Origin of the sequence: Streptomyces sp. NPDC047049 (genome assembly GCF_040643995.1) — a bacterium.
In the GTDB taxonomy this organism is placed as follows: domain Bacteria; phylum Actinomycetota; class Actinomycetes; order Streptomycetales; family Streptomycetaceae; genus Streptomyces; species Streptomyces mooreae.
In genome coordinates, this window is the sequence record NZ_JBEYVM010000017.1 from 130,537 (window position 1) to 149,059 (window position 18,523).

General features: G+C 70.9%; 19 protein-coding genes. 14 read left to right on the top strand and 5 right to left on the bottom strand.

Annotated elements, in window-relative coordinates; all coding sequences use genetic code 11:
* Positions 1-14: 14 nt before the first annotated feature.
* On the bottom strand, positions 15-845 hold the full coding sequence (locus ABZ851_RS28970) for a protein kinase (RefSeq protein ID WP_361133501.1): 831 nt from the start codon (positions 843-845) through the stop codon (positions 15-17).
* Between the two features lie 292 nt (positions 846-1,137).
* Entirely contained in the window at positions 1,138-1,350 is a 213-nt protein-coding gene (locus tag ABZ851_RS28975) for a hypothetical protein (protein WP_361133504.1), read from the bottom strand.
* Positions 1,351-1,995: 645 nt separating this feature from the next.
* On the opposite strand from ABZ851_RS28975, the gene ABZ851_RS28980 reads away from it, so the two are divergent.
* The 14 genes from ABZ851_RS28980 to ABZ851_RS29045 all read left to right on the top strand — a co-directional run bounded on the left by ABZ851_RS28980 (position 1,996) and on the right by ABZ851_RS29045 (position 14,895).
* On the top strand, positions 1,996-3,102 hold the full coding sequence (locus tag ABZ851_RS28980; RefSeq protein WP_361133507.1) for a helix-turn-helix transcriptional regulator: 1,107 nt from the start codon (positions 1,996-1,998) through the stop codon (positions 3,100-3,102).
* A gap of 167 nt (positions 3,103-3,269) precedes the next feature.
* Complete coding sequence (locus ABZ851_RS28985) at positions 3,270-3,953, top strand: class F sortase (RefSeq protein ID WP_361133510.1); 684 nt, start codon at positions 3,270-3,272, stop codon at positions 3,951-3,953.
* 287 nt (positions 3,954-4,240) lie between these two features.
* Positions 4,241-4,903, top strand: a complete 663-nt coding sequence (locus tag ABZ851_RS28990) for a GNAT family N-acetyltransferase (RefSeq protein ID WP_361133513.1) — start codon at positions 4,241-4,243, stop codon at positions 4,901-4,903.
* Between the two features lie 92 nt (positions 4,904-4,995).
* Entirely contained in the window at positions 4,996-5,079 is an 84-nt protein-coding gene (locus tag ABZ851_RS28995; RefSeq protein WP_350257049.1) for a putative leader peptide, read from the top strand.
* Between the two features lie 215 nt (positions 5,080-5,294).
* Positions 5,295-6,992 (top strand): nitrite/sulfite reductase, encoded by a 1,698-nt coding sequence (locus ABZ851_RS29000; RefSeq protein WP_336048639.1) that lies wholly within the window; start codon positions 5,295-5,297, stop codon positions 6,990-6,992.
* Positions 6,993-7,208: 216 nt separating this feature from the next.
* On the top strand, positions 7,209-7,397 hold the full coding sequence (locus tag ABZ851_RS29005; RefSeq protein ID WP_088800600.1) for a hypothetical protein: 189 nt from the start codon (positions 7,209-7,211) through the stop codon (positions 7,395-7,397).
* On the top strand, positions 7,394-8,086 hold the full coding sequence (locus ABZ851_RS29010) for a phosphoadenylyl-sulfate reductase (protein ID WP_361133518.1): 693 nt from the start codon (positions 7,394-7,396) through the stop codon (positions 8,084-8,086). Before ABZ851_RS29005 ends, ABZ851_RS29010 begins: the two co-directional genes overlap by 4 nt.
* A 20-nt stretch (positions 8,087-8,106) precedes the next feature.
* The gene (gene cysC / locus ABZ851_RS29015) at positions 8,107-8,640 is read left to right on the top strand and encodes an adenylyl-sulfate kinase (RefSeq protein WP_361133628.1); all 534 of its coding nucleotides are present in this window, start codon (positions 8,107-8,109) and stop codon (positions 8,638-8,640) included.
* A complete protein-coding gene (cysD, locus tag ABZ851_RS29020; protein WP_336048637.1) occupies positions 8,637-9,581 on the top strand; it encodes a sulfate adenylyltransferase subunit CysD in 945 nt (314 codons plus the stop codon). The genes cysC and cysD overlap by 4 nt, the downstream gene beginning before the upstream one ends.
* 1 nt (position 9,582) lies before the next feature.
* Positions 9,583-10,959, top strand: coding sequence for a GTP-binding protein (locus tag ABZ851_RS29025; protein ID WP_361133522.1), 1,377 nt, complete (start codon positions 9,583-9,585; stop codon positions 10,957-10,959).
* Between the two features lie 213 nt (positions 10,960-11,172).
* Positions 11,173-12,282 carry an aliphatic sulfonate ABC transporter substrate-binding protein gene (locus tag ABZ851_RS29030; protein ID WP_361133525.1) on the top strand — a complete coding sequence of 370 codons (1,110 nt, stop codon included), beginning with the start codon at positions 11,173-11,175 and terminating at the stop codon, positions 12,280-12,282.
* A gap of 32 nt (positions 12,283-12,314) precedes the next feature.
* The gene (locus ABZ851_RS29035) at positions 12,315-13,130 is read left to right on the top strand and encodes an ABC transporter ATP-binding protein (protein WP_361133528.1); all 816 of its coding nucleotides are present in this window, start codon (positions 12,315-12,317) and stop codon (positions 13,128-13,130) included.
* The gene (locus ABZ851_RS29040; protein ID WP_361133531.1) at positions 13,117-14,055 is read left to right on the top strand and encodes an ABC transporter permease; all 939 of its coding nucleotides are present in this window, start codon (positions 13,117-13,119) and stop codon (positions 14,053-14,055) included. The genes ABZ851_RS29035 and ABZ851_RS29040 overlap by 14 nt, the downstream gene beginning before the upstream one ends.
* 3 nt (positions 14,056-14,058) lie before the next feature.
* Entirely contained in the window at positions 14,059-14,895 is an 837-nt protein-coding gene (locus ABZ851_RS29045) for a sirohydrochlorin chelatase (RefSeq protein WP_361133534.1), read from the top strand.
* Positions 14,896-14,917: 22 nt separating this feature from the next.
* Here ABZ851_RS29045 and ABZ851_RS29050 read toward each other — a convergent pair whose 3' ends face one another.
* From ABZ851_RS29050 to ABZ851_RS29060, 3 genes are all read right to left on the bottom strand, one after another.
* A complete protein-coding gene (locus ABZ851_RS29050; protein WP_361133537.1) occupies positions 14,918-16,588 on the bottom strand; it encodes a glycoside hydrolase family 13 protein in 1,671 nt (556 codons plus the stop codon).
* 130 nt (positions 16,589-16,718) lie between these two features.
* Positions 16,719-17,567 (bottom strand): carbohydrate ABC transporter permease, encoded by an 849-nt coding sequence (locus ABZ851_RS29055; protein ID WP_361133540.1) that lies wholly within the window; start codon positions 17,565-17,567, stop codon positions 16,719-16,721.
* Positions 17,564-18,454, bottom strand: a complete 891-nt coding sequence (locus tag ABZ851_RS29060; RefSeq protein ID WP_361133543.1) for a sugar ABC transporter permease — start codon at positions 18,452-18,454, stop codon at positions 17,564-17,566. The genes ABZ851_RS29055 and ABZ851_RS29060 overlap by 4 nt, the downstream gene beginning before the upstream one ends.
* Between the last annotated feature and the right edge of the window lie 69 nt (positions 18,455-18,523).

Below are 18,523 nucleotides of genomic sequence, written 5' to 3' on the forward strand. Positions count from 1 at the left end.
CGCACTCGGCAGTCCTACCCGGCGCGACGCAGCTCGGCGCAGACCTCTCCGCTGGTCGGCCGGTCAGCCGGGTTGCGGTTCATCATCTGTTCGATGAGCCCGCCCAGCCGGCCCGGGACGTTGATCGGCCGGTGTGGCTTGTCCACGATGGCCTGACGCTGGACCGCGCGTTCCGCGTCGTCCGGGTAGTCGACGTGGCGCCGGCCGGTTGCGGAGATGAAGAACGAAGCGCCCAGCGCGTACACATCAGCCTCCCGCGACGGCACGGCGGTGCCCTCTTGAAGGATGGCCTTCGAGATCTCCGGCGCCTCGTAATGGACGAGGCAGCCCCGGTACTGGAAGTCGTACACCTCGGGGATCTCACCGTCTCCCCGCGCCAAGGCCACATCGATGAGCGCCGTGCCATCGGGCCCGATGATGAAGTGATTCGGCTGGACGTCGCCGTGTGCCCATCCGGCGTCGTGCAGGTTCGAGAGCGCGACGGCGCACGCCAAGGCGTCGTCCAGGTCGGGAGACTCAGACACCGCCCGGCATGGCAGCCAGCGGCCGAACAACGACTCACCCTCACGCCACGGTTGGGCGCTCCACGTCCCCTCGCGCCACTCCCCGTACTGCACCTCTTGGGGAATGAGGCCGCGCAGGATGACAGCCTCCCGGGCAGGGGCCACCGCGGTCCAGGAATGCGTTTGGGTGGGGTAGCCGATTTTGACCGCGAGCCGCCGCCCGCTGGTGGTCTGAACGTCCCAGACCGTGGAGCCCCGCCGGTCGACGACCATGCTCTGCTTCGCCGGCTCCAGTAGATCTCGCACGTGCTCGGGGATATCGATCGGCCCGCTGATGGGCATCGGCGTGTCCTTCCAGAGTTACGGGGCCGACCCGGACAGGGTCGGCCCCCACGGAGAGCGGGTTACGCTACTCCGCGACAGTCAGCTGTTGTAGCTGCGCCCGTCGTCGGAATCGCCCGTCGGCGGGTTGCCTCCCTTCCCGTCGTCTTCATCTTCTCCGCCCTTGACGGTCGCCTGTCGCTGAAGCGCTTCCCTGAGTGTCAACTTCGTTGCCCTTCTCAAGCGTTCAACCGGGGGCTGTCCCCGACTGCCGTGCGCTTGCGCGTTTCCTGCAACCCGTCCCAGTGGTTCTTCACCACTGAGCGGGAGCCTGTACGGATCGCTGACTGCCGGTGGTGACGCCCCACTCCCTGAACCAGTCAATGAGCCAGGTGTGGTGGATGGCGTAGGCGTCCGCGATCCGATGGATGGACCACTGCCGTAGGACGTACATCTTGATGATCGTGTCCTTGTCGGCGCGTGCCGCTGCCTTCGCCTGAGCTACCTCTTCGGCTGTACGTGGCACTGTCGGTACCCCCTCTCTCGGCCGGCCGGTGGGCTGTCGAAGTCGCCGGGCGCGCGGTGGTCCTTCAGGTGCGCGAGGCCGGACGGCGTTTCTGTGAAGTCGCTGGGAATGTCGTGCGGCCGGGCCGGGGCGTCTATTTCCTCTTGTGCCGGCGCTTCCACCAGAGCGTCCTACCTTCCCTTTCCACGTGCGCGTAATGGAGCCCCTTGTGCCGGTACCTCAGCTCGCAACGCGCCCACTTCTGCGCTTCGGGCTCGCAGACCTCGACCTGGCAGTAGGTGAATATCTGCACTTCGGCCCGGCTGGGCCGCATCGATTTCCGGTCCGGGCAACGCCGTTGGCAGCGGCTGGGAAAGTGATGCTCAAGTAAGGGCCACATGGGCGGATTCCCCACATACGATGCGTCCCTTCCTCGCGCAGATGGCGCACGAATCCGGGCATGCCGGCACTTGCTCAGTGGCCGGGATGTAAATAATTCCGTCACGGGTGGCGACGAGCGGTGGACGCTCACGTTCTCCGTGCGTGTGGGCATGGACGTGGCGCCGGCGCAACGCGTCCGTGCAGGCCGCGGCCAGCTCGTCATCGCCTACAGAGGCGGCGCACAAGTCGCCCCGGCAGGGGCAGTTGTAGGGGCAAGATGGGTTGATGGCCATCGGGGACTTGATCAGAGGACTGCGCGAGGCGCGAGGATGGAGTCAGGGCAGGCTGGCCACCGCACTCAACGACCGGCATGGCACTGCGCTGACCCGGGAGTACATCAGCCGCTGGGAGTGTTCCAAGGTGGTGCCAGGTGAGTTCTATCTGGCTTGCCTGTCCTCTGTGCTGGACGTACCTCTAGCCGTCCTTGAGGGTGAAGTGAACCGACGCAACTTCCTGTTCAATGCCGCAGCCACAGCCATAGCCCCAGTAGTGGCATCCGACCTACTCACCAGCGGCTTCGCCGCTCGCCTCCAAGGCGGTCCGAGCACGGACGACTGGGAAGAAAAGCTCTCCACCTACGGCACCGAGTACATGTCCTTGGGTGCCAACGACATCCAACGCCGCGTTTCGGGTGAACTCGCCGTCGTGCAACAGCAACTGGACGATCCCCGTTTGTGGTCGGTAGCCAGCCGGTTGATGACCTTGTACGCCAAGACGTTGCCGGGCAGCGACGGCAGCAAGGCGGTGTCGTGGTACCGGATGGCGGCCAAGGCGGCCGACGAATCCGGCGACGAGCAAACGCGGGTGTGGGTACGCGGCCGGGCCGCCATCGCACTCGGCTACGAGGGCGCCTCACTGGGCGTTGCTGACATGCTCGCCGACCAAGCTATTGCCATCAGCGGCAAGCGGCCGTCCCTCGGACTTCTCAACGCCCTCATGGGCAAGGCGCACGCTGCCGCGATCCGGGGAGATCGCGCCCAGGCGCGGAATCTGCTGACCGATGGGCGGCGGATCTTCGACTCGGCCGCTTCCTACGAGCAGACCTCTGACTACGCCGTGCCGTACTGGCGCATGAACGTCTTCACGTCCCTCTTGGCCGCCCGACTCGGTGACGAGAAGACTGCCGTTGACGCCCAGGACGCTGCGCGGCGGGAGCTACCAGCAGAGCTGCCTCGGTTTGCCACTCACCTTGAGATGCACCGCGGGCTCATGCTCGCCCGCTCCGGCGACAAGGCCGGCGGTGTCGCCCACTCTCGTGCCGCGCTGGACGCTCTGCCCCCCGAGAAGCACAGCCTGACGCTTCGAATGCTCATGGGAGAGATCGAGGCGTAGGCGTGACCGGGAGGGAATGAGCCGAAAGGCGCCACGGCCTCCGGCCCCACCACCCGATCGGCCAACTGCTGTCGCTGCCGGGCCGGGATCCGCCTAGCGTGCCGACAGCGGACCGTGCCCCCCCCCCCGAGGGGCACCCCGGGAAGCGCGGTCACGGGAGGTGAGCGATGAGCCCGACGGACCCGGCGGAAGCGGCCCCCGGGCAGCCGGCGGCCGAGAAGCCCACGGCCGCGCGCCGGCCCAGGTGGGGCGTGCTGGCGCTGGCCGGGCTCATCGGCATCGGCATGGTGCGGCAGGGGCTGTCCGGTGAGGCCGACGGGCCGCCGCAGCCGGGGGCCGGCACCGCCCTCTTCCCCGGCGACCTCCCGCCCGGTGGCCCCGCGCCGCCGCCGCTGCCCCGCTCCGCCCCCGCCCGGGTGGCGATTCCGTCGATCGAGGTGTCGGCCCCGCTGATGCCGCTGGGCCTGGACAAGGACGGCTGGATCGAGGCTCCGCCGGCCGACGCCCCCCGGCTGGCCGGCTGGTACGCACACGCACCGACCCCGGGCGAGAACGGCACCGCCGTCATCGTCGGACATGTCGACGGCCGCGGCGGACCGGCCGTCTTCTACGGGCTGGGCGCCCTGGAGAAGGGCCGGACGATCCGGGTGACCCGTGAGGACGGGCGGACCGCGGTCTTCGAGGTCTACGGCATCCAGGTCTTCGACAAGCGGAAGTTCCCCGCCCGTAAGGTGTACGGCCCTACCGGGCGCCCCGAGCTGCGCGTTCTGACCTGCGGCGGCGCCTACGAGGCGGGGTCCGGCTACGCGGGCAATGTGGTGGTCTTCGCCCGGATGACGGAGTCCGGCTAGCTGCCTCCCGCGTCCCTCAGGTGGTGCGGGCGAAGGGACCGGTCACGGCTGTGCGGTAGGCCGCTCGCGCAGAGCGCTGGTCGCGGTCCCCCCGCCGCCGGTGCAGGCCGCACAGCCGGCACCCCACACTGTGAGCAGGCGTCTCATCATGCGGGACGAGACTCCGTCCCGTTCACCCGGCCCCGGCACCGGCCTGTCCCGGCCTGCGCCCAGGCCCGACCGGCACCCCTCCCCCCTCTCGCCCCGGACCACCCCCAGCCCCGCTCCCGGTGTGATGTGCTGACCGCATGAGCATCTCGGTCACCACGTGGTACCTCGAGCAGACCTCGCGCGCCGACCTGTCCCCCGCCGCGGAGCCGGCGGCCGAGCAGGACGTCCGGATCGTCCGTTCGCAGGTACCCTCGCCCGAATTCAGCCGCTTCCTCTATACGGCGGTCGGCGGTGACGTCACCTGGACCGACCGGCTGGGATGGTCGTACGCGGAGTGGATGACGCACCTCGGGCGCCCGGGGGTGGAGACCTGGGTGGCGTACGAGCACGGCACCCCCGCCGGGTTCATCGAGCTGGCGGCGGAGGCGGAAGGCTCCGTGGAGATCGTTTACTTCGGCCTCGCCCCGGCTTTCCAGGGGCGCCGGATCGGCGGGCACCTGCTCTCCCACGGCACCGAGCGGGCCTGGGACCTGGCCGGGCGGTGGCCGGGACTGACACCGACCAAGCGGGTGTGGGTGCACACGTGCAGCCTGGACGGTCCGCACGCGCGGGCCAATTACGAGCGGCGCGGCTTCCGGGTCTACGACACCACGGTGACCGAGGAGCCCGACGTACCGGCACCCGGCCCCTGGCCCGGGGCGGGCCCTACGGGGCCCACGACCCCCACGCCCCCCACGGAGCCGACCGAGCCGACCGAGCCGGATACCCCCTCCATCACCCACACACCCGCCGGGAAGTGACCGACACCACACCGTCTCGCGATGCGAGACCCTGGTGTCCGGATTCTGGATAACGGTGGACTGGCCGGAGAGCGGCGTGACACGCTTCCGTCATGTCTCGAGCTGGAATTGCCTTGGTGAGTCGGCGGCACGTCGACCTCGGCCGCATGTCCAGCGCCATTTGTCGGGCGGGCTGAGGCGCCATTCGCCGGAGGCCTTCGGCCCCTGGCAGCACCCAGCACCACCGCATTTCACGCCGTCCCCATCGTCGCGGACGCGCTGACACCCCTTGACCCGCAGACCTTCCGACGCGTGTGCCACGCGCCGTATTCCGGTATGCCTGCGCAGGTCGGCGCGGGTGCTCGGCGCCCTGTCCGCATTCCTTTGAGCCCGCCCAGAAGGACGTACACCCATGGCCGCCTCCCCCGAACGTCCCGCAGCTGCCACGACCCGCCGCAAGGCCGGACGCCACCGCGGCGAGGGCCAGTGGGCCGTGGGCCACCACACGCCGCTCAACGGCAATGAGCAGTTCAAGAAGGATGACGACGGTCTCAATGTGCGGACACGCATTGAGACGATCTACTCCAAGTCGGGTTTCGACTCCATCGACCCCAACGACCTGCGCGGGCGGATGCGTTGGTGGGGCCTCTACACCCAGCGCAAGCCCGGGATCGACGGCGGCAAGACGGCGATCCTGGAGCCGGAGGAGCTGGACGACAAGTACTTCATGCTGCGGGTGCGCATCGACGGCGGGCGGCTGAGCGTGGCCCAGCTGCGCGCCATCGGCGAGGTCTCCGAGCAGTACGCCCGCGGCACCGCGGACATCACCGACCGGCAGAACATCCAGCTGCACTGGATCCGCATCGAGGACGTCCCCGCCATCTGGGAGAAGCTGGAGGCGGTGGGTCTGTCCACGACGGAGGCCTGCGGCGACTGCCCGCGCGTGATCATCGGTTCTCCGGTGGCCGGTATCGCGGCGGACGAGATCATCGACGGCACCCCGGCGGTGGACGAGATCCACGAGCGCTACATCGGCAGCAAGGAGTTCTCCAACCTGCCGCGGAAGTTCAAGACCGCGATCTCCGGTTCGCCCGTCCAGGACGTGGTCCACGAGATCAATGATGTGGCCTTCGTCGGTGTCGTCCACCCCGAGCACGGCCCCGGGTTCGACCTCTGGGTCGGCGGCGGCCTGTCCACCAACCCCAAGCTCGCCCAGCGCCTGGGCACCTGGGTGCCGCTGGACGAGGTCGCGGACGTCTGGGCCGGCGTGGTCGGGATCTTCCGGGACTACGGCTACCGCCGGCTGCGCACCCGCGCCCGGCTGAAGTTCCTGATGGCCGACTGGGGCCCGGAGAAGTTCCGCCAGGTGCTGGAGGACGAGTACCTGCAGCGCAAGCTGGCCGACGGCCCCGCGCCCGAGGAGCCGGTCTCCAAGTGGCGCGACCACATCGGGGTGCACCGGCAGCAGGACGGCCGCTTCTACGTGGGGTTCGCCCCGCGGGTGGGCCGGGTCGACGGCACCACCCTCACCAAGATCGCCGAACTGGCCGCCGCGTACGGCTCGGACCGGCTGCGCACCACCGTCGAGCAGAAGATGATCATCCTCGATGTCGCGCAGGACCAGGTCGACGGGCTGGTCGCCGGGCTGGAGGCGCTGGACTTCCAGGTCCACCCCTCGCCGTTCCGGCGCGGCACGATGGCCTGCACCGGTATCGAGTTCTGCAAGCTGGCCATCGTCGAGACCAAGGGCCGTGGCGCCTCGCTGATCGACGAACTGGAGCACCGCATGCCGGACTTCCGGGAGCCGGTCACCATCAACCTCAACGGCTGCCCGAACGCCTGCGCCCGTATCCAGGTCGCGGACATCGGTCTCAAGGGCCAGCTGGTCCTGGACGACGACGGCAACCAGGTCGAGGGCTACCAGGTGCACCTGGGCGGCGCCCTGGGCCTGGAGGCCGGCTTCGGCCGCAAGGTCCGCGGTCTGAAGGTCACCGCCGATGAACTCCCCGACTACATCGAGCGGGTGCTGCGCAACTTCGAGGCGCAGCGCGAGGAGGACGAGCGGTTCGCCACCTGGGCGGCCCGTGCGGAAGAGGGTGCGCTGAAGTGAGCGAGCCTCGGCGCGCGGCGCCGGCTGGACTGAGGAGCCGCGCAGTGACGAGGGAAGCCGGCGCACCCGAGCGCGCCGAGGCTGAGCGGGGGGGCACAGTGAGCGAGCCTCGGCGCGCGGCGCCGGCCGGCCTGAGGAGCCGCGCAGTGACGAAGGAACGAGCAGTGACGAGGGAAGCCGGCGCACCCGAGCGCGCCGAGGCTGAGCGGGGGCCCAGTGAGTGAGCGTGCGGCGCCGTTCTACTGCCCGTACTGCGGGGACGAGGACCTGCGGCCCTCGGAAGAGGGCCACGGTGCGTGGGAATGCCGGTCCTGCAGTCGCGCGTTCCGGCTGAAGTTCCTGGGGCTGCTGACGCCGGGCAGCACCGGCCGGCCCCCTTCCGCTTCCGACGGAGGTACCCCGTGACCACCGCAACTGACCTTCAGCAGCTCGCCGAGCAGGCGGGCCGGGACCTGGAGGACGCGCCCGCCCTGAAGATCCTCGAATGGGCCGCCGAGACCTTCGGTCCGCGCTTCTGCGTCACCTCCTCCATGGAGGACGCGGTCGTCGCGCACCTGGCCTCGCGGGCCTTCCCGGGCGTGGACGTGGTCTTCCTGGACACCGGCTACCACTTCCCCGAGACCCTGGGGACCCGGGACGCGGTGGCCGAGGTGATGGACGTCAACGTCATCACCCTGACGCCGCGTCAGACGGTCGCCGAGCAGGACGCCGAGCACGGCCCGAAGCTACACGACCGCGACCCGGACCTGTGCTGCGCGCTGCGCAAGGTCAAGCCGCTCGAAGAGGGCCTGGCCGGCTACGACGCCTGGGCGACGGGCCTGCGCCGGGACGAGTCGCCCACCCGGGCGAACACCCCGGTCGTCGGCTGGGACCCCAAGCGGCGCAAGGTGAAGGTCTCCCCGATCGCCCGCTGGACGCAGGCCGATGTGGACGCGTACGTGGACGAGCACGGGGTGCTCACCAACCCGCTGCTGACGGACGGCTATGCCTCCGTCGGCTGCGCGCCCTGCACCCGCCGGGTGCTGGAGGGCGAGGACGCCAGGGCCGGCCGCTGGGCCGGCAGCAACAAGACCGAGTGCGGGCTGCACGGATGACCGAGCATCAGGAGATATCCATGACGGGCGCCACGATCTGGCTGACCGGTCTGCCGAGCGCGGGCAAGACGACCCTCGCGCACGAACTGGCCGGGAAGCTGCGCGGCGACGGCCACCGCGTCGAGGTGCTGGACGGCGACGAGATCCGCGAGTTCCTGTCCGCGGGCCTCGGCTTCACCCGCGAGGACCGGCACACCAACGTCCAGCGGATCGGCTTCGTGGCCGAGCTGCTGGCGAGCAACGGCGTCAAGGCGCTGGTGCCGGTGATCGCGCCGTACGCGGACAGCCGGGAGGCCGTACGGGGGCGCCACCAGAGCGAGGGCACCCCCTACCTGGAGGTGCATGTGGCCACGCCCGTCGAGGTGTGCTCCGAGCGGGACGTGAAGGGGCTCTACGCCAAGCAGGCGGCCGGTGAGATCTCCGGCCTGACCGGCGTGGACGACCCGTACGAGGCGCCCGCCGCACCCGACCTGCGCATCGAGTCGCACACCCAGACCGTGCAGGAGTCCGCGGCGGCACTGCATGCGCTGCTCACCGAAAGGGGACTGGCATGACGACCGTCACGGCCGTGACCGGGAACGCCGAGGACGCCGACAACCCGTACGCCCTCTCCCACCTCGACGCCCTGGAGTCGGAGGCGGTGCACATCTTCCGTGAGGTGGCGGGTGAGTTCGAGCGGCCGGTGATCCTGTTCTCCGGCGGCAAGGACTCCATCGTCATGCTGCACCTGGCGCTGAAGGCGTTCGCGCCGGCCGCGGTGCCGTTCTCCCTGCTGCACGTCGACACCGGGCACAACTTCCCCGAGGTCCTGGACTACCGCGACCGCACCGTGGAGCGGCACGGTCTGCGGCTGCACGTCGCCTCCGTGCAGGACTTCATCGACCGCGGCGAGCTGCGCGAGCGCCCCGACGGCACCCGCAACCCGCTGCAGACCGTCCCGCTGCTGGACGCCATCGACAAGAACCGCTTCGACGCGGTCTTCGGCGGCGGCCGCCGGGACGAGGAGAAGGCGCGCGCCAAGGAGCGGGTCTTCTCGCTGCGCGACGAGTTCGGCGGCTGGGACCCGCGCCGCCAGCGCCCCGAGCTGTGGCAGCTCTACAACGGCAAGCACTCCCCCGGCGAGCACGTCCGCGTCTTCCCGCTGTCCAACTGGACCGAGCTGGACGTCTGGCAGTACATCGCCCGCGAGAAGATCGAACTGCCCGCCATCTACTACGCCCACGAGCGCGAGGTCTTCGCCCGCAGCGGTATGTGGCTCTCCCCCGGCGAGTGGGGCGGCCCCAAGGACGGCGAGAGCCTGGAGCGGCGGCAGGTGCGCTACCGCACCGTCGGTGACATGTCCTGCACCGGTGCCGTCGACTCCGACGCCGCCACCATCGAGGCGGTGATCGCGGAGATCGCCGCGTCCCGGCTCACCGAGCGGGGCGCCACCAGGGCCGACGACAAGATGTCCGAGGCCGCCATGGAGGACCGCAAGCGCGAGGGGTACTTCTAACATGAGCACGAACACAGGCACGAGCGCGGCCGCGGCCGCGGCCGACATCGTCGAGGCGGGTGCCACCTCGCTGCTGCGCTTCGCCACCGCGGGCTCCGTCGACGACGGCAAGTCCACGCTGGTGGGCCGGCTGCTGCACGACTCCAAATCGGTGCTCGCCGACCAGCTGGAGGCCGTCGAGCGTGCCTCCCTGGGCCGCGGCCAGGAGACGCCCGACCTGGCGCTGCTGACCGACGGGCTGCGCGCCGAGCGCGAGCAGGGCATCACCATCGACGTCGCCTACCGCTACTTCGCCACCCCGCGGCGCCGGTTCATCCTGGCGGACACCCCCGGGCATGTGCAGTACACCCGCAACATGGTCACCGGCGCCTCCACCGCCGAACTGGCCGTGGTGCTGGTCGACGCCCGCAACGGCGTGGTCGAGCAGACCCGCCGGCACGCCGCGGTCGCCGCCCTGCTGCGCGTCCCGCATGTGGTGCTGGCCGTCAACAAGATGGACCTGGTCGACTACGCCGAGCCCGTCTTCGCCGCCATCGCCGAGGAGTTCACGGCCTACGCGGCCTCGCTGGGCGTCCCGGAGATCACCGCGATCCCGATCTCGGCGCTGGCCGGCGACAACGTGGTGTCGCCGTCCGCGAAGATGGACTGGTACGGCGGCCCCACCGTGCTGGAGCACCTGGAGACCGTGCCCGTCGTCGAGGACCCGTCACAGGACCCGGCGCGCTTCCCGGTCCAGTACGTCATCCGTCCGCAGACCGCCGAACACCCCGACTACCGCGGCTACGCGGGCCAGATCGCCTCCGGTGTGCTGCGCGTCGGCGACGCGGTCACCGCCCTGCCCTCCGGCCGCACCAGCACCATCGAGGCGATCGACGCCCTGGGCCAGGCCGTCGACGCCGCCTGGGCACCGCAGTCGGTCACCGTCCGCCTCACCGACGACATCGACATCTCACGCGGTGATCTGATCGCCGCCACGGCCTCCGCACCGGGCCTCTCGCAGGACATCGAGGCAACCGTCTGCCACGTGGCGGACCGTCCCCTGACCCTCGGCCAGCGCGTGCTGCTCAAGCACACCACCCGCACCGTGAAGGCCCTGGTCAAGGACATCCCCTCCCGCCTCACCCTGGACGACCTCTCGCAGCACCCGGCCCCCGGCGAACTGGCCGCCAACGACATCGGCCGCGTCACCCTGCGCACCGCCGAGCCGCTGGCCCTGGACGCCTACGCCGACTCCCGCCGCACCGGCTCCTTCCTCCTGATCGACCCGGCGGACGGTACGACCCTGACCGCGGGGATGGCGGGCAACGCCTTCGCCGAGGCGGCCGCCGAGGCCGCTGTGGCCGACGCCGCGGAGGACGACGAGGGATGGGACTTCTGAGCATGCTCCAGGACGTGTTCTCGACCTTCGCGAAGGAGGGCGGCCGCATCGGCAGCGGCGCCCTGGGCAGCGGGCAGGGCGGAGTCGGCCGATGTGTGTGCTGACGATGCACCGCTCCGTACCCCCCACACCCCCCTTCCGAAGATGCACCGATCTGCCGGGAGCGCCGTAGAAGGCGCGTACTGACCCGGCCCTCCGAGAGGACCCCCTCCCGTGTCTGCCGTTCGATACCGCCTGCTGGCGGCCGCCACCACCGTCCCGCTCCTGATCGGGGCGCTGGGCGCCTGCGGCTACGGATCCGAGGCCAAGAAGGACACCGCGGCCGGTGTCGCGCCCAAGGGCGCCAAGACCGACGGCCTCGATCACCTCACGATCGGGTTCTTCGGCAACACCACCCATGCGACGCCCCTGATCGGCCTCCAGAACGGTGCGTTCCAGAAGGAACTGGGCGGCACCGAAGTGAAGGCCGCCCCCTTCAACGCGGGCCCCGCCGAGATCGAGGCGCTGAACTCGGGCGCCGTCGACATCGGCTGGATCGGCCCCTCCCCCGCGATCAACGGCTACGTCAAGTCGCACGGCAAGAGCCTGAAGATCATTGGCGGTTCGGCCTCCGGCGGTGTCTCGCTGGTGGTCAACCCCAAGAAGATCAAGAGCCTGAACGACCTCAAGGGCAAGACGATCGCGACCCCGCAGCTGGGCAACACCCAGGACGTCGCGCTGCTGAACTACCTGGCGGGCAAGGGCCTCAAGGTCGACCCCACCACCGGCAAGGGCGATGTCACCGTCCAGCGCACCGACAACAAGGTGACGCCGACCGTCTTCCAGCAGGGCGGGATCGACGGCGCGTGGGTGCCCGAGCCCACCGCTTCCAAGCTCGTCGCCGAGGGCGGCAAGACGCTGCTGGACGAGAAGAAGCTGTGGAGGGACGGGAAGTTCGTCATCACGAACATGATCGTCTCGCAGAAGTTCCTCAAGGCGCACCCCAAGGCCGTCGAGGCGGTACTGCGGGCCTCGGTGAAGACCAACGCCTGGATCCGGTCGCACCCGGACGAGGCGAAGAAGGCCCTCAACGACAAGCTCGCCTCCCCGGACGTGGCCGGCAAGGCACTGCCGCAGAACGTCATCGACCCGGCGTTCAAGAACGTCGATGTCACCGATGACCCGCTGGCCGCCACCCTCCAGGAGGAGGCGGATCACGCCGTCAAGGCGGGTCTGCTCAAGAAGCCCGACCTCAAGGGCATCTACGACCTCACCCTGCTCAACAAGGTGCTGAAGTCCGAGGGCAAGCAGCCGGTCTCCGACGCCGGACTCGGCAGCAAGTAGCCCCGCCCCGCCGTACCGCACTCCCCCAGGAGGTGACACCGATGACGACCACCACGCTCACCCAGCAGCAACCCGCCACGGCGGGCACGGGCACCACCGTGCCGTACGCGGCCCGCATCGACCATGTCTCGAAGTCGTTCGGCCGCACCGGCGCACAGCAGCATGTCCTGGACGACATCAGCATCGATGTGGCGCCCGGTGAATTCGTCTGCCTCCTGGGGGCCTCGGGCTGCGGCAAGTCCACCCTCCTCAACCTCGTGGCCGGTCTGGACGCGCCGTCCGCCGGCGCCATCGAGACGCCCGGCGGCCGGCCGGCCCTGATGTTCCAGGAGCATGCGCTGTTCCCGTGGCTGACCGCGGGCCGCAACATCGAACTGGCGCTGCGGCTGCGCGGGGTGCCGCGCGCGGAGCGCCGGGACGAGGCCGAGCGGCTGCTGGAACTCGTCCGGCTCAAAGGGGCCCACGGCAAGCGGGTGCACGAGCTGTCGGGCGGTATGCGTCAGCGCGTGGCGATGGCCCGCGCCCTGGCCCAGGACAGCCAACTGCTCTTGATGGACGAGCCGTTCGCCGCGCTCGACGCGATCACCCGCGATGTGCTGCACGACGAGCTGACCCGCATCTGGCGGGAGACCAGCCTCTCGGTCCTGTTCGTCACCCACAACGTCCGTGAGGCCGTGCGACTCGCCGAGCGGGTGGTGCTGCTGTCCTCCCGCCCCGGCAAGATCGCCCGCGAGTGGCGGGTGGACATCCCGCAGCCGCGCCGCATCGAGGACGCCGCGGTCGCCGACCTTTCCATCGAGATCACCGAACAGCTCCGTGGGGAGATCCGCCGCCATGGCCAGCACTGAGACCAAGGACCCCTCCGCCGCCGCCCGGAAGGACGAGCCCACCGCGACCGGCCGCGACGCCGCCGCGGCCGGGGACATCGCCGGCCTGGAGGCCGGGCTGGACGCCCTGGAGTCCCGGGTCGTCGACCGGCAGCCGTGGCTGCGCACCGCCGCCTCGAAGGCGTTCCCTCCCCTCGTCGCGATCGTCATCGTGCTCGCGGTGTGGCAGCTCGCCTACCACTTCGAGCTGAAGCCGCACTACCTGCTGCCGAGCCCCGCCGACGTCGCGCACTCGCTGCAGCAGAAGTGGCTCGAGGGCACCCTGCTGAGCTTCGTGTGGACCAGCGTCTCCCGCGGCGCCCTCGGCTTCGTCGCCTCGGTGGCCCTCGGTACGGTGCTCGGGCTGGTCGTCGCCCGGGTCAAGGCCGTACGGGCCGCGATCGGGCCGATCCTGAGCGGTCTGCAGTCGCTGCCGTCGGTGGCCTGGGTCCCGGCCGCGATCATCTGGTTCGGGCTGAGCGACGCCACGATCTACGCGGTGGTGCTGCTCGGTGCCGTCCCGTCCATCGCCAACGGCCTGGTGGCGGGCGTCGACCAGATCTCCCCGCTCTACCTGCGGGCCGGCCGCACCATCGGCGCCACCGGTCTGGCCGGCATCCGCCATGTGCTGCTCCCGGCCGCGCTGCCGGGCTATATCGCCGGGCTCAAGCAGGGCTGGGCGTTCTCCTGGCGGTCCCTGATGGCCGCCGAGCTCATCGTCAACGCGCCCGATCTGGGCACCGGCCTGGGCCAGCTGCTGGAGCAGGGCCGCGAGTTCCAGGACATGTCCTGGGTGCTCGCCGCGATCCTCCTGATCCTCATCGTCGGCATCGGCATCGAGCTGCTGATCTTCGCCCCGGTCGAACGCCGGGTGCTGCGCAGCCGCGGCCTCCTCGTCAAGAGCTGAACCATGGACCTGTGCCCCCCTCGCCCCACGCTCCTCGTCGTCGCCCACGGCAGCCGCGACCCGCGGCACGCCGCGGCCGTCTCCGCGCTCTGTGCCCGGGTGCGGGCGCTGCGGCCGGGGCTGCGCGTCGAGGTCGGCTACCTCGACTTCAACGCGCCCCGGGTGCCGCGGGTGCTGGAGCGGCTGTCGGCGGAGGCAGAGGCCGAGGGGCGGCGCGCGGCGGCGTCCGGGCATCGTGGCGGGCCGGGCGGGGGCGTACGGGAGGTGGTGGCGCTGCCGCTGCTGCTGACCCGCGCCTTCCACGCCAAGTCCGACATCCCGGCGGTCCTGCGGGCGGCGACGGCACGGCTGCCCCTGCTGACGGTCCGCCAGGCCGAGGTGCTGGGCCCTTCGCCGCTGCTGACCGCCGCGCTGGAGCGCCGGCTGGCACAGGCCGGGGTGCGGCCCGGCGACCGTGGCTCGACCGGGGTCGTGCTGGCCTCGGCGGGCTCCTCCGACCCGGAGGCGAGCGCAGTGATCGCTGAAATCGCGCGGGAGTGGCGGCACACCGCAGGCTGGTGCGCCGTGCGACCTGCGTTCGCCTCCGCATCTCTTCCCCGTACCGCCGACGCGGTGCGGGAACTGCGGGCCGAGGGCGTCGGCCGGGTGGCCGTGGCCCCGTACGTCATCGCCCCGGGTTTCCTCCCGGACCGCATCGCCGCCGGGGCCCGCGAGGCCGGGGCCGATGTCCTCGCCCCCGTCCTCGGCCCGGCGCCCGAGCTGGCCCACCTGCTGCTGCGGCGCTACGACGGGGCGGTCCTGGACGGCGCCCGCGGGGACCTGACGGCGCTGACCGCCTGACGGGTCCCCACGGCGCGGCGGGTCAGGACTGCGCGGTGCGCAGCCAGACCGTCGTCCACGGCGGCAGTTCGTCGCCGGTGACCGGCGCGGAGGCCAGCAGCCGCTCACCGGCCGGCAACAGCCGGGGCTCGTCGGACAGGTTGGCCACGCACTCCCAGCCGCCCGAGCGGCGGAAGTGCAGGACGTCCGGGTGGGCCGTCGGCGCGTCATCGGCCCACTCCAGCGCCTCGTCGGCCAGCAGCCGTCGGCGGGTGGCGAGCGCCGTGCGGTACAGCTCCAGCGGGGAGGACGCCACACCCTGCTGTGCCTCGACGGACAGCTCGCCCCAGCCGGCCGGCTGCGGCAGCCAGGTGCCCCCGCTGCCGAAGCCGTACGAGCTGCCCTCACGCCGCCAGGGCAGGGGCACCCGGCAGCCGTCCCGCCCCTTCAGCCGGCCTTCGCTGCGGGTCCACACCGGGTCCTGGAGGCTGTCCCGGGAGAGGCCGGCGACCTCGGGCAGCCCCAGTTCCTCGCCCTGGTAGACGTAGCCGGAGCCCGGCAGCGCCAGCATCAGCAGGGTGGCGGCCAGCGCCCGGCGCAGCCCGAACTCCCGGTCCAGGACGGGTTCTCGTCCGTCGGAGAGCAGCCAGGCCTCCTCGTCACGGCCGTCCGGCAGGCCGTACCGGGAGGCGTGCCGGATCACATCGTGGTTGGACAGCACCCAGGTCGCGGTCGCCCCGGCCGCCCGCGCGTCGGCGAGTGCGGTGTCGATGGCGGCGCGCAGCTCCCCGGCGTGCAGCGCGGCCCTGAGGAAGTCGAAGTTGAAGGCCTGGCCGAGTTCCTGCGGGGTGGCGTACGCGGTACGGCGGGAGCTGCGTACCCAGGCCTCGGCGACGGCGACCCGCGGCGGGTCGTACTCGTTGAAGACCTTGCGCCAGTCGCGGAAGATGTCGTGCACCTCGTCGCGGTCCCAGAAGGGGTGGCTGCCGTCCTCGGGCAGGTCTGCGGGCGTGTAGCCCTCGACGGTGCCGATGTCCCGGAGCGGCGCGGCCAGGTCCTTGGCCAGGCCGTGGGCCACATCGACCCGGAAGCCGTCGACGCCGCGGTCGGACCAGAAGCGCAGGGTGTGCCGGAAGTCCGCGCGGACCTCGGGGTTGTCCCAGTTGAAGTCGGGCTGCTCCGGTGCGAAGAGGTGGAGGTACCACCAGCCGTCCGGCAGCCGGGTCCAGGCGGGGCCGCCGAAGCAGGAGACCCAGTCGGTGGGCGGCAGTTCGCCCCGCTCGCCCTTGCCCTCGCGGAAGACGTACCGCTCGCGGGCGGCGGATCCGGGCTCGGCGCGCAACGCCTCCTGGAACCAGAGGTGCTGGTCGGAGGAGTGGTTGGGCACGATGTCGACCATCACCTTGAGGCCCAGGCGGTGTGCCTCGGCCACCATGGCGTCGAAGTCGTCGAGGGTGCCCAGGCGCGGGTCGACATCGCGGTAGTCGTCGACGTCATAGCCGCCGTCGGCCAGTTGTGAGGGGTAGAAGGGGCTCAGCCAGACGGCGTCCACGCCGAGGCCGGCGAGGTAGGGCAGCCGGGAGGTCACACCGGGGAGGTCTCCGATGCCGTCGCCGTCGGCGTCGGCGAAGCTGCGCGGGTACACCTGGTAGACGACGGCCTGCCGCCACCAGTCGGTGGTGTTGCGGTCGGAGCCGAGGTGCTGTGCGGTCACGGGAAGCCTTTCGGTACGAGAGCGGTCGCATGGGGCGCCTCCCAGCGTCAGCCGGGGGAGGAACGGGGCGCGGTGCGGCGCCGGGTGCGGTGGGGGCGGGAAGGGAGGGCGCCCCCGGGGGCCGTCGGTCTCATCCCTTCACCGCCCCGGAGGTCATGCCCGAGACGATCGAGCGGCGGAAGATCATGACAAGGACGCCGATGGGGACGGTGGCGGCCACCGCCCCCGCGAAGAGTGTCCCGTAGGGGACGGTGTACTGGCTGGTGAACAGTGCGATGCCGACCGGAACGGTGCGGTGGCCGTCCTCGCTGTTGAAGGTCAGCGCGAGCAGGAACTCCGACCAGGTCGCGGTGAAGGTGAAGATGCCCGCGGTGAACAGCCCCGGCCGGGCGAGGGGGGCGATGACGGTCAGGACGGTACGCAGCGGTCCCGCGCCGTCGACGGTGGCCGCCTCCTCCAGCTCACGGGGGACACCGACCAGGTAGTTGCGCATGATCCAGATGGCGAACGGCAGGTTCAGCGCGACATAGGGCACGATCAGGCCCGCATAGCTGTTGAGCAGCCCCAACTGCCGCTCCAGCAGGAAGAGTGGAACGACCAGCGCGATCGGCGGGAAGACGGACAGCATCAGCAGTGCGGTCATGACGGCGCCGCGGCCGCGCAACGGGGTGCGGGCCAGGGCGTAGCCCGCGAAGAAGGACAGCCCCAGCACGGCGACCGTGGAAATGGACGCCACCAGCACGCTGTTGAGCAGATAGCGGCCGATGCCGTTGCGGACGAAGGCCTCGGCGTAGTTGCCGAGCGTCGCCGCCTTCGGGACCAGGGTCGGCGGGTCGGCGCTGATCTCGCCCGGTCCCTTGAAGGACGACACGATCATCCAGTACAGCGGCAGTGCCGACAGCACGGCGATCGCCAGACCGCCGAGGTTGACGGCGTTGACGTACCGGCGGATGCCGGACGCCGGTGCACGGCGGCTCATGCCCGCCCTCCTTCGTCGGCCTGCGCCTTGAAGACCCGCAGGAAGAGCAGACAGCACGTGATCACGATGACGGCGGTGGTGGTCGCGACCGCGGCGCCGCGGCCGATGGCGAGGTTCTGGAAGAGCGTTTTGTATCCCAGGATCGCCAGGGATTCGGTGGCGGTGCCCGGACCGCCCTGGGTCAGGACGAAGGGCAGGTCGAAGATGCCGAAGGCCTGCAGGATGCGGAAGAGGACGGCGATGGCCATGATCGGACGCAGCTGCGGCAGGGTCACCTTCCAGAAGGTCGTCCAGGTGCCGGCGCCGTCGATCTCTGCCGCCTCGTAGACGTCGCCGGGAATCAGCATCAGCCCGGCGAGGACGACAATCGCGACAAAGGGCGTGGTCTTCCAGACATCGACCACCACCATGGCCCCCATGGCGGAGGCGGGCTGCCCGAGAATGTCCGGCTGGTGGCCCAGAATCTGGGTGAAGAGCCAGGTCAGCCCACCGTAGGTGCCGTTGTAGAGATACCCCCACAGCTGGGCGGCGACGACATTGATCAGCGCCCAGGGCAGCAGCAGGACCGCCAGGACCCAGCCACGGGCGGTCCCCAGCCGCTCCAGCACGAGCGCGGCCGCGGTGCCCAGCACCAGTTCCAGCAGGACGGTGACGGCGGTGAACCCGAAGGTGAAGACGAGCGCCTGGCGCCACTCCGGGCTGCTCAGCACCGCGGCGTAGTGGTCACCCGTCAGGGACAGGATGCGGAACCCGCCGTACTCCAGGCGGACATCGGCGAAGCTGAGCAGCACCGAGAAGAGCACCGGGAAGACCGTCACGGCGGCGATGGTCAGCAGCGCCGGGGAGGCGAAGAACCAGCCGGTACGCGCCCGGCGGCGCCTGCTCACCCGGGCCGGCCCGCCGCCGCGTGGCGCAGGAAGCGTCCGCCGGCCGGCCGGCTCCGGGGCCGGGCGGCG